This window comes from Rhizobium mongolense USDA 1844 (assembly GCF_000419765.1).
GTDB lineage: Bacteria > Pseudomonadota > Alphaproteobacteria > Rhizobiales > Rhizobiaceae > Rhizobium > Rhizobium mongolense.
This window is the reverse complement of the sequence record NZ_ATTQ01000020.1, coordinates 98,528-113,481: the sequence shown is the minus strand read 5'-3', so window position 1 is coordinate 113,481 and position 14,954 is coordinate 98,528. Positions and strand designations below refer to the sequence as shown.

The window sequence follows — 14,954 nt, the reverse complement described above, 5'->3', positions numbered from 1 at the left end:
CCCGGCCGTTTCCGATCCGGGTCTTTCGACCTTCGTCAAGGACGCGCTGTCGGCTTCCGACCGTCCGGAGCTGACGTCGGCAAAGATCATCATCTCCGGCGGCCGGGCGCTCGGTTCGGCCGAGAACTTCAAGCAAGTCATCCTGCCGCTCGCCGACAAGCTGGGAGCCGCCGTCGGTGCNNNNCGCGCCGCCGTCGATGCCGGCTATGCGCCGAACGACTGGCAGGTCGGCCAGACCGGCAAGGTCGTCGCCCCTGAACTCTACATCGCCTGCGGCATTTCCGGTGCCATCCAGCACCTTGCCGGCATGAAGGACTCGAAGGTCATCGTCGCCATCAACAAGGACGAGGAAGCCCCGATCTTCCAGGTCGCAGACTACGGCCTCGTCGCCGATCTCTTCGAGGCCCTGCCGGAACTGCAGAAAGCTCTTTAAACGGGCAGAATGCCAGCTTTTCGCACTTGCGAATGACTGGAAAATTATCTCTTATGGGGCTACTACTGCTGCCGGGCGATCATTTTGCCCGGCAGTTTCATTAGAAGAAAAATACGGGCGGAGCGGGCGGCTGCCACGGGGGTTTGGAGATGAGTGCGGTGTTGAAAACGATCGGTATTGTCGGCGCGGGCCAGATGGGCTGCGGCATCGCCCATGTTTCAGCAGCTGCGGGCTATAAGGTCCAGCTCTACGACCTGACGCAGGAGCGCATCGAATCTGGTCTCGCGACGATCAATGGCAACCTTGCCCGGCAGGTAACGAGCGGCAAGATGACGGATGAGGAGCGCAAAGCAACCCTTTCCCGCATCTCCGGCTCCGCCAACCTCAATGACCTTGCTCCCTCCGACCTCGTTATCGAGGCGGCAACCGAGGAGGAAGCTGTAAAGCGCAAGATCTATGCGCAGGTCTGTCCAGTGCTGAAGCCGGGCGCGCTGCTTGCGACGAACACATCCTCGCTCTCCATTACCCGCCTGGCATCGGCAACGGACCGGCCCGAGCACTTCATGGGGATTCATTTCATGAACCCCGTCCCGGTTATGAAACTGGTGGAACTGGTGCGCGGCATCGCAACGGACGAGATCACGTTTTCGACCGCAAAGGAATTCGTCGCCTCGCTGGAAAAGACCGTCACGGTAGCTGAGGATTTTCCGGCCTTCATCGTCAATCGCATCCTGCTGCCGATGATCAATGAGGCGATCTACACGCTCTACGAAGGCGTCGGCACTGTCGATGCCATCGACACGGCGATGAAGCTCGGCGCCAATCACCCGATGGGCCCGCTTCAGCTTGCCGATTTCATCGGCCTCGACACCTGCCTCTCGATCATGCAGGTGCTGCACGACGGCCTAGCCGATTCCAAGTACCGCCCCTGCCCGCTGCTGGTGAAGTATGTCGAAGCCGGCTGGCTCGGCCGCAAGTCGGGCCGCGGCTTCTACGATTATCGCGGCGACACACCCGTCCCGACGCGGTAGCGTCAAGACCCTGTAGCACCCTTGATCAGCGCCTTCGCATCGCCGCTATCCCATGCGGCAGGGCCGTTCATCGCCGAAACCAGGCACCCTTTGTCGTCGATGAGCAACGTCACCGGCAGGCCGAAAGCAAGCCCCTCTTTCTTCAGGCTGTTGAAGACGCCAATCGTATTGTCGCGATAGAACTGCAGGGAATCGACGCCGGTTTCGCTTAGGAAAGCCTTCGGTTTCTCGTCATCTCCGGTGTCGATATTGACCGCGACGACCTGGAATTTGTCACTGCCCATCTCCTTCTCAAGCGCGTTCAAGGCCGGCATTTCCTCGCGACAGGGCACGCACCATGTTGCCCAGAGATTGAGAAGCACGGTCTTGCCCGCGAAATTCTCGAGCGTCACCGGTTTGCCGTCCGGACCGTTGAAGGCGACGGACGTGAGCTTTCGCGGCGCGTTGACAGCAACCATCGCCGCCACCGCGCCTTTGGCGAGCGGCGTAATCTTCTGGACGAGATCCTTGGCCGCGGTGCATTCGGCAGAGGCCGTTTCGCCGCCGGCATTGCCATACCCGGCCTCCTTAATGTAAACCGCTGCCGCACCGGCAATTACGCCTGCGACGGCGGCTACCGCGATCAATTTCAAGGATGGCAGCCCGAACAGCTTTCTTGTCGTCATTTCATTCTCCAGGGCATGCACCCTTAAGACAGGCATCTTTCATGGCCGACGGCACAAAGGACACCAAATCCTCCAACCAGATGTGGGGCGGACGTTTCGCATCCGGCCCCGACGCGATCATGGAGGAGATAAATGCCTCGATCGGTTTCGACAAGAAGCTCTTTGCCCAGGATATCCGTGGATCGATCGCCCACGCGACGATGCTTGCCCATCAGGGCATCATTTCCGCCGAAGATAAGGACAAGATCGTTCACGGACTAAGCACGATCCTGTCAGAAATCGAAAGCGGCAATTTCGAATTCTCCCGCCAGCTCGAAGATATTCACATGAATATCGAAGCCCGCCTTGCCGCGCTGATCGGCCAGGCCGCCGGCCGCCTGCACACCGCCCGTTCACGCAATGACCAGGTCGCGCTCGACTTCCGCCTCTGGGTGAAGGAAGAGCTGCAGAAGACTGAAGCGATGCTGACGAACCTCATCGCAGCCTTCCTCGACCGCGCTGAAGAACATGCCGAAAGCGTCATGCCGGGCTTTACGCATCTGCAGACAGCTCAACCCGTCACCTTCGGCCACCATTGCATGGCCTATGTCGAAATGTTCGGCCGCGACCGTTCGCGCGTACGCCACGCCATCGAGCATCTGGACGAAAGCCCCATTGGCGCCGCAGCGCTGGCCGGGACCGGCTACCCGATCGACCGCCACATGACGGCAAAGGCGCTCGGCTTCCGGGAACCTACGCGCAACTCGATCGATACCGTCTCCGACCGCGACTTCGCCATCGAGTTCCTGTCGATCGCCGCGATCTGCGGCATGCATCTGTCACGCTTGGCCGAAGAGATCGTCATCTGGTCGACGCCGCAATTTGGTTTCGTGCGGCTTTCCGATGCATTCTCGACCGGCTCTTCGATCATGCCACAGAAGAAGAATCCCGACGCCGCCGAACTCGTGCGTGCCAAGACCGGCCGCATCAACGGCTCGCTGATTGCGCTGCTGACGATCATGAAGGGCCTGCCGCTCGCCTATTCCAAGGACATGCAGGAAGACAAAGAACAGGTGTTCGACGCGGCCGAGAGCCTGGAACTTGCGATCGCCGCCATGACCGGCATGGTCCGCGACATGACGGTCAATACGGAGCGCATGAAGGCCGCAGCCGGTTCCGGCTATTCGACGGCCACCGATCTCGCCGACTGGCTGGTGCGCGAGGCGGGACTTCCGTTCCGCGACGCACATCATGTGACCGGGCGTGCCGTGGCGCTTGCCGAAAGCAAGGGCTGCGACCTCGCCGAACTGCCGCTTGCCGATCTCCAAACCATCAATCCGGCTATCACCGGCAAGGTCTACGACGTCTTGACTGTCGAGGCTTCGGTTGCAAGCCGCAAGAGCTTCGGCGGCACTGCACCCTCCGAAGTGAGGAAGCAGATCGCCTTTTGGCGGGCTCGCAACTGAGAAAACAATCAGGGTGCACAAGGCGGATAAACTTCGCTATGAAGATGTCCACCAGCGCCGCTCCAAGAGGAATCCCATGCAGACCAGCTTGCCGCACCTCATCCGCCTGACGGCTGTTTTTGCCGTCATCGGCCTTGCCGTTGCCGGATGTGGACGCAAAGGCGATCTCGACCCGCCGAGCGCAATGGCAACGAAGGAAGGCGACGTATCGAAGCCGACGAAACAGCCGGGCGCCGTTGACAAGCCATTCCTTCTCGATCCTTTGCTTTGATAGGCACGTCCCGTGAACCACTTCGAATATCGCGACGGCATCCTTTACGCCGAGAACGTCCCCGTTCCAGAGATCGCCAAGGCCGTCGGCACGCCTTTCTATTGCTATTCGACCGCAACGCTTGAGCGCCACTACCGGGTCTTCGCCGAAGCCTTCAGCGATATCGACTCCATGGTCTGCTATGCGATGAAGGCGAATTCGAACCAGGCTGTGTTGAAGACTCTCGGCAAGCTCGGCGCCGGCATCGACGTCGTGTCCGAGGGCGAGTTACGCCGCGCGCTTGCCGCCGGCATCCCGGCAAGCCGCATCATGTTCTCCGGCGTCGGCAAGACGCCCCCTGAGATGGACCTTGCGCTTCAGGCCGGCATATACTGCTTTAATGTCGAATCCGAACCGGAACTCGAAATCCTCAATCAGCGCGCGGTCAAGGCCGGCAAGAAGGCACCGGTCTCCTTCCGCATCAATCCGGACGTTGATGCGAAGACGCATTCGAAGATCTCGACCGGTAAGAAGGAAAACAAGTTCGGCATTTCCTGGGAACGCGCTCGCGCCGTCTATGCGCAAGCCGCCAAGCTGCCCGGTATCGAAGTCACCGGCATCGACATGCATATCGGCAGCCAGATCACCGAGCTGCAGCCCTTCGACGATGCCTTCAAGCTGTTGCGCGAACTGGTCGACACCCTGCGTGCCGACGGCCACGACATCCACCATGTCGATATTGGCGGCGGCCTTGGCATTCCCTACAAGGAAGATAACGAGCCGCCGCCGCTGCCGGATGCCTACGCGGCGATCGTCAAGAACCAGCTCCGCGGGCTGAACTGCAAGATCGTGACTGAACCGGGCCGCCTGATCGTCGGCAACGCCGGCATTCTCGTTACCGAAGTTATCTATGTAAAGGACGGTGGCGAAAAGACCTTCGTCATTGTCGATGCGGCAATGAACGATCTGATCCGCCCGACGCTTTACGACGCCTGGCACGAAATCCGGCCCGTCGTGATCTCGGCGGCGAATGCTCCGCGCATCAAGGCCGATATCGTGGGGCCGGTTTGCGAGACCGGGGACTATCTGGCGCTCGATCGCGAGATGGCGATGCCGAAGCCGGGCGATCTCTTTGCGGTCAGTTCCGGCGGCGCCTATGGCGCAGTGCAGGCAGGCACCTACAACAGCCGCCTGCTGGTGCCAGAAGTTCTGGTGAAGGGCGCCGATTTCCATGTAGTTCGGCCTCGCCGAACCTATGAAGAGCTGATCGGCCTCGACTCCGTACCCGCCTGGATCGAGTGACAGCCTCATCACTTTTTGGCGAAGAGAGGTGAAAAAACGGCTTTGCCGACCGCCTGCCCTCGCCTTCGCCACAAAGAGTGTTATCTTTTCTTCATGCGAGCATATTGCCTAGCAAGCGCCGGAAGCGCCCTCTGTTACTCCAGCATCAAATGGCGGAGACCGGATTGACGAACAGCCCCCGCAGGCAAAGACATGGTGCGTTGTTTGCCCTTCGGCCCTCCCTCGCGAGGCTCGTAGCGGTAAAACGGTTCTTTGCGCGCCTGGTACTCGTATCCGAGCAGGTCCTGCCACCGCTCGTCCCGGTTCTTTCCGTCGTTGCCTTCTATCTGGCAGCGTCCTGGTTTGGCCTCTTCCGCTCCGTTCCTGACTTCATGCGTGTCGGGCTGCTGATTGCCTTCGCCATCGCCTTCCTCGCCGCGCTGATCCCGTTTCGCAATCTTCGCTGGCCCAAGACCGCCGAAGCCGACCGCCTGCTTGAGGAGCGCAACGGCCTGCCGCATCAGCCGGTGACGGTGCAGGAAGATGAACCGGCCTTCGACACGCCCTTCGCAAAGACGCTTTGGCGCGAGCATCAGACGCGGATGGCGAAGAAGATAGCAGCCCTCGACACTGGCTTCCCCCGCCCGGACATCGCAACCCATGACCGTTTCGCGCTGCGTGCCATCCCGGCCCTCCTTCTCGTCACGGCCTTCGGTTACTCGCTTTCGACCAACGGCGGCTCAATCACCGACGCGCTGCAGCCACCCGTCGCGCCGGCAGCGACCAATCCGGCCGTGCGTATCGACGCGTGGGTCACCCCGCCCTCCTATACCAGCCGCGCTCCGGTCTATCTGACGGCAACCGGCACTGAGCAGGCGATCAACATTCCGCAGTTCTCCAACCTGACCGTTCGCGTCAGCGGCGGGCAGACGGACGAAAAGGTCGTATTCAGGAAAGAGAGCGGCGAGGTGCGGGAAATCGCAGCCGAGGCAAAGGCAAATCAGCAGCCTGATGCTGCACCGCAGGCGAAGCCACAAGCTTCTGCCACGCCGGCACTTGCCGCACAGACACATTTGATGAAGCTTGAGGAAAACGGTGCGCTGCTCGTCAATGGCCGCAGGTGGAACTTCAATGTCATTCCCGACAAGGCACCCGAGATTGCTTTCGACGGATTGCCCAGACCCAGCGTAAACGGTGCGCTGGAAATCGGCTTCACGGTAAAGGATGATTACGGCGTGCAGGAAGCGCGTGCGGAAATCCTGCCGGCCCAATCCGATCCGGAGGCAAAGCCGCTTTATCCACTCCCCGATTTCCGGCTCGACATTCCGCGCCGCAACGCACGTGATGCCAAGGCTGTGACCAGCAAGAACCTGACCGAACATCCGCTGGCCGGAAAGCGCGTACGCGTTACGCTGGTCGCCAAGGATGGAGCCGGCCAGACCGGCCGCAGCCCGCCGCATGAAATGACGCTGCCGTCACGGCCGTTCAACGAACCGCTGGCCGCAGCCGTTGCGGAAGAACGCCAGGTTTTCGCACTCGATACCCGCAAGATGCCGGAAGCGATCGCTCTCAACGAGGCGCTGACGATCCGTCCTGAAGAAACGATTCCTAAGCTCACCAACTATCTGCTGCTGCAATCGGCGCAGACGCGCATGAAGCTCGCCAAGGGCGACGAGCAGTTGAAGGATATGGCCGACTATCTCTGGGATATCGCGATCGGCATGGAGGACGGCGACCTTTCGCTTGCGGAACGCAACCTGCGCAACGCCCAGCAGAATCTCGCCGACGCACTTCAGCGCAATGCGCCGGACCCGGAGATCAAGAAGCTCATGGACGAGCTTCGCAAGGCGATGAACGAATACATGAAGGAACTTGCTCAGCGCATGCAGAATGCGCCGATGCAGCCGAACCAGAACGCGCAGAACGTCATCCGCCAGCAGGATCTGGAGCGCATGATGGACCAGATCGAGAATCTGGCCCGTTCAGGCAATCGCGATGCCGCTCAGCAGTTGCTTTCCGAATTGCAGCGCATGATGAACAACCTGCAGGCAGGCAGGCCGCAACAGGGCCAGCAACAGCAGGGCGACAACAGCCAGATGCGCCAGCAGATGGACAAGCTTGGCCAGATCCTTCGCGACCAGCAGAAGCTGATGGAGCAGACTTTCAAGCTGGACCAACAGTTGAAGGACCGTATGCAGCGCGGCGACCCGAATATGGGAATGAACGATCCGCTGCTTGACCAGATGATGCCAGGCCAGGATGGCCAGCCGCAGGATCAGCAGCAGGGGCAGAACGGCGAACAGGAGCAGTCACCTTCGGAGCAGATGACCGAGGAGCAATTGCGCGACGCGTTGAAACAGCTCCGAGCCCAGCAGGATGCGCTTGGAAAGCAGCTCGGCGAACTGCAGAAAGGCCTTGGTGAGATGGGTATGAAGCCCGGCCCAGGCTTTGGTCAGGCACAGCGCGAAATGGAAGGTGCCGGGCGCGAACTCGGCCAAGGCCGCGGCGAACCGGCCCTCCAGGGCCAGGGCCGCGCGCTGGAAGCGTTGCGACAGGGCGCCCGGGACATGATGAACCAGATGATGCAGGCGCAACAGGGCCAGCAAGGCCAAGGGCCACAAGGTCAGGTTGGCCAGGGCAACCAGAACGGCCGCGATCCGCTCGGTCGTCCGCGTCGCGCAGAGGGTCCGGATTTCGGCGATCAAGTGAAGGTACCCGACGAAATCGACGTGCAGCGCGCACGCGAAATTCTCGATGCGATCCGCGAAAAGCTCGGCAACAACCCGCCGCAGGAGATGGAGCGGCACTATCTGGAACGGCTGCTGGATATTCAGTAGCTGAACTTGGATCGCAATGCGCCATCCAAGTCCTTGGGTGCGGACGATTCTCTTTCAAACGATGGGTCGCTCACGGCGCTGACGCAGCGTGGCGGGTTCCTGTCACAAGGACAGGAATGGGGAGCACGGGAAGGTGCCGCCAACCCGTCTCACGCAGCCAGCGCCCGGGCAACCGCTTTTCGGATGTCTGGAAGTGCAAACGGCTTCGACACGACATCGACGATCTTTTCTGCAAGGTCATCGGCCCGTTCGCGCTGCTCGGCATAGCCCGTCATCAGCAGGATTTTGAGCGCCGGAAAGGCGGATTTCGCCTGATGCGCAAGCTCGATGCCGTCCATGACCGGCATGCGGATATCCGAAAGCAGCAGATCGTAGATCCCGTCCTTCAGCTTCTCTAGCCCCTCGGCGCCATCGGCGGCTTCGTCGGTCTCATGACCGTCAAGGCGCAAGGCCCGGGCGACGAAAGAGCGAAGCGAATCTTCGTCTTCCGTGATCAGAATTTTTGCCATGATGTGCATCGCTCCGTCTTCATGCCCCGGAACGGAAATTGCACGGCGTTCCTTTTCGATCGGTAAACGAAAGAAGGCGATGGAAGGGATGGTTAACAACCCGTCTTATCATCGTTGAAGTCAGGCGTCGCCGGTAACCACGCCGACGTAGGGCAGCTCACGGAAGGCATAGGCGACATCCATGCCGTAGCCGACGACAAAGTAATCCGGGCATTCGAAGCCGACATAGTCTGCCTCGAGCTTTTCTTTGCGCTTGACGCTCTTGTCGAGCAGGACGGCGATGCTGACGTTGCGCGCGCCGCGTTCATAGAGCAGTTCCTTGGCGAAAAGCAGCGTGCGGCCGGATTCGAGAATGTCGTCGATCAGCAACACGTCGCGATCTTTCACGTCGCTGTCGATATCCTTGACGATGCGGACGCCCTGAGAAACTGTTCCCGTGCCGTAGCTGGAAAGCGTGATGAATTCGACTTCAGGCGCAAGCCCGCTGTCGTGTAGCGCGCGGATGAGGTCTGCGGCGAAAATGAACGACCCCTTCAACACGGCAATGACGAGCAGGTCCTTTGTCGGGCCCGCAGCAATATGCTTTGCCATCGCGTGATTGCGTTCGGCAATCTGCTCGGCAGTGAAAAGCGGTTCGATAATTTTTCCGCGCACGACAGGCATACGGCTAGCTCCATGAAACGAAGGGTAAGCCGTTAGCACATTAGAAGGGCAGAAACACCCTAAGGCATGAACGAAAGCCGGACTTCCGGCATTTTTCCGCCGGAGTGCTGCACGCGTGCCGAAAAGCCACGGCTCTCGCCACCATAGATGACGTCTGCCGGAGGATTGATGACCGTGCTGGCCACCATCCGCTCGCCGCTCATCAGATCGGCGCGGATCGGCCTCACGGTCTGTGTCGTACCACTGCCGTTTTCGATGATGCCGTTGATAACCAGGATGCGCATACCGTTTGCCTCGCGCCGCGCCACCGTGACATGCGTGAAGTGGAGCGGAGAGGTCAACGCAGCAGTATCGCTCCCCGCTAGGCCGGAGAAACCGCCCGTCAGGCCGAAAACGAGAACGAAAAGCATGAAGACCAGGGCTACAAAGCTCTTGAGCGACGCCCGCTGCAGCCATTCTTCTGCGATCCCGAGGAATATAGTCGCTTTCGAGAAAGCCGTAGGCGTCGCAGGTAACTTGGCAGCGACAGCGGCGCGCTTACGATCATTGAAACTTTTGGCGTTGAAGCCTTGGCTCCGGTTGCCGATAACGACGAATTCGGCATCAGCGACATCAGCCGGACGGCCAGGATAGCGGGACTGACGCGCGGCAGGCTCCGGCGGCAGGAAATCGTAGGCGTTGCCCGGCGCGCGGCGCCTGAAGGTGGATGCTTCCATGTTGACGGTCTCTCCCATCTCCACATGGTTTCAGTGCACGGTTAAAATCCGGCATTGAAACGAATCCTGCCCAGTCGTAAATTTTAATGGTTAATGCTTCGCTAAGCTTGCCGTCGAACAGGCATCTTTCCGACGAAATTCACTGATTGTTAACGGTGTTGGTTAACAAGTCGATGGCGTGAAACCATGAAAGACCGGGCTACCCGTTGATCCATTTCGAGAATGTCGGTTTGCGCTATGGCATGGGCCCGGAGATTCTCCGGGACCTCACCTTCGATATTCCGAAAAAGTCCTTTCAGTTCCTGACCGGTCCCTCTGGCGCCGGCAAGACGACGCTTCTGCGCCTGCTTTTTATGTCGCTGCAGCCGACGCGTGGCTTGATCCGCATGTTCGGACGCGACATTTCCGACATCCCGCGGCCGGAGCTGCCGCTGCTTCGCCGCCGCGTGGGTATCGTCTTCCAGGATTTCCGCCTGCTCGATCATCTCACCACCTATGAGAATGTCGCGCTGCCGCTTCGTGTGCGTGGCAAGGACGAGAGCTCTTACAAGACAGACGTGCTCGAACTGCTGAAATGGGTGGGGCTCGGCGAGCGCATTAATGTGCTTCCGCCGGTGCTTTCCGGCGGCGAGAAACAGCGCGCGGCGATCGCCCGCGCGCTGATCGACCGGCCCGAGGTTCTGCTTGCCGACGAGCCGACTGGCAACGTCGATCCGCCGATGGCACGCCGCCTGTTGAACCTCTTTCTCGAACTCAACCGCCTTGGTACAGCTGTCGTGATCGCAACTCACGATCTGACATTGATGGACCAGGTGGAAGCCCGCCGCATGATCCTTTCGGAAGGGCACCTTGACGTCTATGATTGAGCCCGCATCAAAAAACCGCGCGCAAAGCGCCGCCCAAGCACAGCAGAAGCGGGCGGAGATGCGCGTGCGGCCAACGGCGCCGATCCTTCCGCCCTCGAATATCCAGGGCAACGCATTGACGGTGGTCATTGCCATCATGGCCTTCCTCGCCTGCCTGACGCTTGGCGGCGTCAGCATGGTGCGTTCGACAGCGGCCAGCTGGGAGAGCCAGATTTCCCGCGAGATCACCATCCAGATCAAGCCGGACGACGGCCTCGATATGGAAAAGGCGCTGACGCAGGCACGCGATATCGCCATGACCTTTGTCGGCACCAAGAGCGGCCAGATCGTCGATGAGGCGGCAACGGCCCGTCTGCTGGAACCATGGCTCGGCAGCGGCCTTGACATCAAGGAGCTTCCCGTCCCCCGCCTGGTGATTATTACCATCGACGAGACGAACCCGCCCGATTTTGACGCGATGCGCTCACTGCTGAAGGAGAGCATCCCTCAGGCGTCGCTGGACGATCACCGAACATGGGTCGATCGCCTCGTTTCAATGGCGCATACGACGGTCATGCTCGGCACCGGTGTGCTGCTGCTCGTCTTCATCGCCATGGTGCTGACGGTCGTCTTTGCGACACGCGGCGCACTTTCCGGCAACCGCCATATCGTCGAGGTCTTGCATTTCGTGGGCGCCGAAAGCTCCTTCGTCGCGACTGAATTCCAGAAGCATTTCCTGAAGATCAGTCTCAAGGGATCGGCAATTGGCAGCGCTTTGGCAGCTCTCTTTTTCTTAGCGGCAGGCTTCCTGCAGAGCCGTACGATTGCGACGCCGCAGACCGATCAAGCGACGGCTCTCTTCGGCACGTTCTCGGTCGGAGCCCTTGGCTACCTCGGCATTTTTGCGACGATGATCGTCATTGCATTGCTGACGACGCTGACAGCGCGGCTCACGGTGATGCGCACAATCTATGAAATCGATACGCTGCGCTCGGACCCGACGCGAAGCGATGGCATCGCGAATTGAACGGCTCAGTCTTTTTTGCCACGAAAGTGTCTGTTCCCTGCCGCAATCTGTATATATTCACGATTTATGACCATGGGCCACACTAGACGCACTCCGATTCGTCCCGACCCGGCGCTTGCCAGCTACGGTGTCGAAACCCTGCGTCGTGGTCCCCTGCGCCGGATGTTGCGATGGGGCGGATTCGCCTTCGTCCTGGCGACCGCGCTGCTTTTCGTCGGCTTCCTGCGGTTCGCCGATTCCGTAACCACCTTGAAACCTCCGGCAGAACCGAAGGCCGATGCCATCGTCGTTTTGACAGGCGGCTATCAGCGCATCGATCAAGCCGTCGAACTGCTGGAGAAAGGCGCGGGCAAGCGGCTGCTCATATCGGGCGTTCATCCGTCGACAACGCCGGGACAGATTCGCAAAACCACATCGGCGTCCGCTGATCTTTTCGATTGCTGCGTCGACATCGGCTATGACGCGATCGACACGATCGGCAATGCGCAGGAAGCCGCAAACTGGATCCATGCCAAAGGCTACAAGAGCGTTCTGGTCGTCACCAACAACTACCACATGCCACGCAGTCTCGCTGAACTCGCCTACGTCGATGCCGATACGCAGTTCATCCCCTACCCGGTCGTCAACTCCGACCTGAAGACCAGGGCCTGGTTCACCGACCCAAATGCGCTTCGCGTCATGCTCGCCGAATATGCCAAGGTGCTTCTGGCAGGCGCGCGCAACATCACCGGCTTCGGGCGCCATCCCGGCCTTCGCTCGGCAGGCATCACGGGTCCGAGCTGATTTCCATCAAGCGCTTTTTATGAGAGCCATTATCGTGTAGGCAGGGCCAGCCCGCCTTTTGCGCGGACACTGGCTTTGGAAAATTTCATGATCGCCCTGCGTTCCGTTCTCTTCAACACGATCTTCTACGCCAACCTCATCATCCGGATGATCGTGCTTTCGCCCTATTATTTCGTCGTGCCCCGCAAGACCGCCTATGCGATCCCCAAGAACTGGGCGCTTTCGAACCATTGGCTGATGGAAAAAATCGTCGGGACGACCTTCGAGATCGATGGTATAGAGAACCTGCCGGACGGCAGCTACATCCTCGCCCCTAAGCACCAGTCCTTCTGGGACACCTATGCACTGCTGCCGTGGTTGAAAGACCCGGTTTACATCCTCAAGCGCGAATTGATGTGGATCCCGTTTTTCGGCTGGTATGCGAAAAAACAGCGCATGATCCCGGTCGATCGCGGCGCACGCGGCAAGGTGATGGTCGAGGTGCTGAAGCGCACCAAGGAAGAGCTTGCGACAGGCCGTCAGTTGATCATCTATCCGGAAGGTACGCGCCGGCCTCCGGGCGCAGAACCGCTCTACAAATACGGCATTGCCCGCATGTATCGGGATCTCGGCATTCCGGTCGTGCCGGTGGCCATGCATCCCGGCCTTTTCTGGCCGCGCCGCAGCGCCGTGCGCCGTCCCGGCCATTTCAAGGTTCGCATCCTGCCTGCCATTGCGCCGGGCATGGATCCGGATGCGTTCTTCGAGCATCTCATCGATGTGACCGAGAAGGCGAGCGACGAACTGCTGGTCGATACGGTCGCGCGTAATCCGCACCTGCCACTGCCGCCGACCGCCGTCGAGAGACTGGCGCAATTGCGGAAGGCAACGGCCGCTTCTGCCTAAGCGGCCCGCAGCCGCTCGACCTCGCCGGCGACCCGTTCCAGCCAATGGTCGCGAATGCCCATCTCGTTGAGATGCGAGAGCGTATTGAAAACATAGGCGTCGTTCGAACCTGACTGACCCTTTGCCTCATGCACCGTGCGCGCAGCTACAGCGGCATCGAGTGCGCCGGCATATTGGGCGTGGTCGCGATCAACGATATAGGCAATTGCCTTGATGTTGCGTCGGCCGGGAAGCGATAGCGGCACATGCCGCTCCAGATAGACGTTGGTGACGAGCTCGCGGGCGCGCAGATAGTCCATCACCTCGTCCCGCATCTCCAAGGCCACGCGAAACGCTATGCCGCGGCAGGAGCCGCCGCGATCGAGGCCTAGCACGAGACCCGGATTTTGCTGCGTGCCGCGGTGAACCCAGGAATGGACGCAGAGCGATCGCCGGTAGCCGTAAACGAGAGCCTGTGAGCGCTCAAGAAACTCGAAGCCCGGATTCCACATCAGCGATCCGTAGCCAAATACCCAAAATTCGTCCATATCGCACGCCAGACCGAAAATCCCATTCGCGATTCACCATTGGAGAACCATCATGGCAGCGTCAAGCCAATCCGGTAGCGGCAGAAAATTCTGGTTGCTCGGCTTGGGCATCGTTCTGTTTATCGCGATTTATACCGGCGGCTGGTTTTACGCAGCCGCCCACCTCAAGGAAACCGTGCTGAAGGTTATTGCGCCGCGCAGCACGGCGGGCGTCAGCGGCGAATGCGCCGATATCGACTTTCGCGGCTATCCGTTTCGCATTGGCCTCTATTGCTCGAAAGTGGGTGTGGATGACAACACGAACGGCGTCTCCGCTTCCTTTGGCGAACTTCGTTCCGCAGCGCAGGTTTACGCGCCGGGCCGTATCGTCTGGGAACTCGATTCGCCGGCCGAAATCCGCACGGCAAACGGCCTTTCGATCTCGGCGCAGTGGGCAAACCTGCAATCCAGCCTGGTGACCAGGCTGAGGGGCATCGACCGCACCTCCATGGTCATCGACGGCCTGAAGGCGACCGCTGTCTCCTCCTATACCGGGCAAACGGTCAATGTCGATGCAGGACGCACGGAAGTCCACCTCCGCCAGAATGCAGGCGATCTGGACGGTGCCTTCTCACTCCAGGATGCAAATGCCGTCATCAAGGACTGGCCGCAGGTCTTCCCGAAATTCTCGGCGAGCGCCGATATCACCCTTGCAGGCAGAGGCGGAATGATCGACGGCAGCGATCCGCAGGGGCTTTATGGGGCAAGCGGAGAGCTGCGCAAGGCCGTGGCCGATATCGGCGACGGCAAGGTGATGACGTTGACAGGCCCCTTCTCCTTCGATGAGCAAGGCTTTTTGTCCGGAAAGTTCAAGCTGGAGATCGAGCAACTCGGCCCCTGGCGCGACAGCCTGAAACAGGCCCTCCCGGAAATCGCCAAGACCGTCGACACCGCCGCCAAGCTTCTGAAGGCGCTCGCTGTCGGTGGCGATAAGGTTTCGGTCGACCTCGTCGTTCAGCACGGCAATGCCACCGTAAGCGGCTTCATCCCACTCGGCACGATCCCGCCGATCTGAGGC

At 60.2% G+C, this 14,954-nt stretch carries 16 protein-coding genes; 11 read left to right on the top strand and 5 right to left on the bottom strand.

Annotation, left to right across the window (positions count from 1 at the left end; genetic code table 11):
• Both A3C3_RS0129060 and A3C3_RS0129055 read left to right on the top strand, forming a co-directional pair.
• Positions 1 to 433, top strand: a 433-nt coding sequence (locus A3C3_RS0129060; RefSeq protein WP_022718093.1) for an electron transfer flavoprotein subunit alpha/FixB family protein, incomplete at its 5' end; no start/stop codon positions are given.
• 149 nt (positions 434 to 582) lie between these two features.
• Positions 583 to 1,464, top strand: coding sequence for a 3-hydroxybutyryl-CoA dehydrogenase (locus A3C3_RS0129055; RefSeq protein ID WP_022718092.1), 882 nt, complete (start codon positions 583 to 585; stop codon positions 1,462 to 1,464).
• 2 nt (positions 1,465 to 1,466) lie between these two features.
• On the opposite strand, the gene tlpA is transcribed toward A3C3_RS0129055, so the two are convergent.
• Positions 1,467 to 2,129, bottom strand: a complete 663-nt coding sequence (tlpA, locus tag A3C3_RS0129050; protein ID WP_022718091.1) for a thiol:disulfide interchange protein TlpA — start codon at positions 2,127 to 2,129, stop codon at positions 1,467 to 1,469.
• A gap of 41 nt (positions 2,130 to 2,170) precedes the next feature.
• On the opposite strand from tlpA, the gene argH reads away from it, so the two are divergent.
• The 4 genes from argH (at position 2,171) to A3C3_RS0129030 (ending at position 7,942) form a co-directional block, all read left to right on the top strand.
• Positions 2,171 to 3,574 carry an argininosuccinate lyase gene (gene argH, locus A3C3_RS0129045; protein ID WP_022718090.1) on the top strand — a complete coding sequence of 468 codons (1,404 nt, stop codon included), beginning with the start codon at positions 2,171 to 2,173 and terminating at the stop codon, positions 3,572 to 3,574.
• A 76-nt stretch (positions 3,575 to 3,650) separates the two neighbouring features.
• The gene (gene lptM, locus A3C3_RS0129040; RefSeq protein WP_028740103.1) at positions 3,651 to 3,845 is read left to right on the top strand and encodes an LPS translocon maturation chaperone LptM; all 195 of its coding nucleotides are present in this window, start codon (positions 3,651 to 3,653) and stop codon (positions 3,843 to 3,845) included.
• A 12-nt stretch (positions 3,846 to 3,857) separates the two neighbouring features.
• Positions 3,858 to 5,126 carry a diaminopimelate decarboxylase gene (gene lysA, locus A3C3_RS0129035; RefSeq protein ID WP_022718088.1) on the top strand — a complete coding sequence of 423 codons (1,269 nt, stop codon included), beginning with the start codon at positions 3,858 to 3,860 and terminating at the stop codon, positions 5,124 to 5,126.
• Positions 5,127 to 5,275: 149 nt separating this feature from the next.
• Positions 5,276 to 7,942: a TIGR02302 family protein gene (locus A3C3_RS0129030; RefSeq protein ID WP_033419861.1), complete on the top strand. Its 2,667-nt coding sequence runs from the start codon at positions 5,276 to 5,278 to the stop codon at positions 7,940 to 7,942.
• A 149-nt stretch (positions 7,943 to 8,091) separates the two neighbouring features.
• On the opposite strand, the gene A3C3_RS0129025 is transcribed toward A3C3_RS0129030, so the two are convergent.
• The 3 genes from A3C3_RS0129025 to A3C3_RS0129015 all read right to left on the bottom strand — a co-directional run bounded on the left by A3C3_RS0129025 (position 8,092) and on the right by A3C3_RS0129015 (position 9,830).
• Positions 8,092 to 8,451 carry a response regulator gene (locus A3C3_RS0129025; protein WP_028740102.1) on the bottom strand — a complete coding sequence of 120 codons (360 nt, stop codon included), beginning with the start codon at positions 8,449 to 8,451 and terminating at the stop codon, positions 8,092 to 8,094.
• Positions 8,452 to 8,571: 120 nt separating this feature from the next.
• Positions 8,572 to 9,114 (bottom strand): hypoxanthine phosphoribosyltransferase, encoded by a 543-nt coding sequence (gene hpt / locus A3C3_RS0129020; RefSeq protein WP_022718085.1) that lies wholly within the window; start codon positions 9,112 to 9,114, stop codon positions 8,572 to 8,574.
• A gap of 59 nt (positions 9,115 to 9,173) precedes the next feature.
• Positions 9,174 to 9,830: a membrane protein gene (locus A3C3_RS0129015; RefSeq protein WP_033419872.1), complete on the bottom strand. Its 657-nt coding sequence runs from the start codon at positions 9,828 to 9,830 to the stop codon at positions 9,174 to 9,176.
• 206 nt (positions 9,831 to 10,036) lie between these two features.
• On the opposite strand from A3C3_RS0129015, the gene ftsE reads away from it, so the two are divergent.
• From ftsE to A3C3_RS0128995, 4 genes are all read left to right on the top strand, one after another.
• The gene (gene ftsE, locus A3C3_RS0129010; protein ID WP_022718083.1) at positions 10,037 to 10,696 is read left to right on the top strand and encodes a cell division ATP-binding protein FtsE; all 660 of its coding nucleotides are present in this window, start codon (positions 10,037 to 10,039) and stop codon (positions 10,694 to 10,696) included.
• Positions 10,689 to 11,702, top strand: coding sequence for a cell division protein FtsX (locus tag A3C3_RS0129005; protein WP_022718082.1), 1,014 nt, complete (start codon positions 10,689 to 10,691; stop codon positions 11,700 to 11,702). Before ftsE ends, A3C3_RS0129005 begins: the two co-directional genes overlap by 8 nt.
• Before the next feature lie 66 nt (positions 11,703 to 11,768).
• Positions 11,769 to 12,485, top strand: coding sequence for a YdcF family protein (locus A3C3_RS0129000; protein WP_028740100.1), 717 nt, complete (start codon positions 11,769 to 11,771; stop codon positions 12,483 to 12,485).
• An 87-nt stretch (positions 12,486 to 12,572) separates the two neighbouring features.
• Entirely contained in the window at positions 12,573 to 13,370 is a 798-nt protein-coding gene (locus tag A3C3_RS0128995; RefSeq protein WP_022718080.1) for a lysophospholipid acyltransferase family protein, read from the top strand.
• Here the strand turns inward: A3C3_RS0128995 and A3C3_RS0128990 are convergent.
• Positions 13,367 to 13,897: a gamma-glutamylcyclotransferase gene (locus A3C3_RS0128990; protein WP_022718079.1), complete on the bottom strand. Its 531-nt coding sequence runs from the start codon at positions 13,895 to 13,897 to the stop codon at positions 13,367 to 13,369. The genes A3C3_RS0128995 and A3C3_RS0128990 overlap by 4 nt on opposite strands.
• 52 nt (positions 13,898 to 13,949) lie before the next feature.
• Here A3C3_RS0128990 and A3C3_RS0128985 point away from each other — a divergent pair, with 52 nt between their 5' ends.
• Positions 13,950 to 14,951, top strand: coding sequence for a DUF2125 domain-containing protein (locus tag A3C3_RS0128985; RefSeq protein WP_022718078.1), 1,002 nt, complete (start codon positions 13,950 to 13,952; stop codon positions 14,949 to 14,951).
• The last annotated feature ends 3 nt before the right edge of the window (positions 14,952 to 14,954 follow it).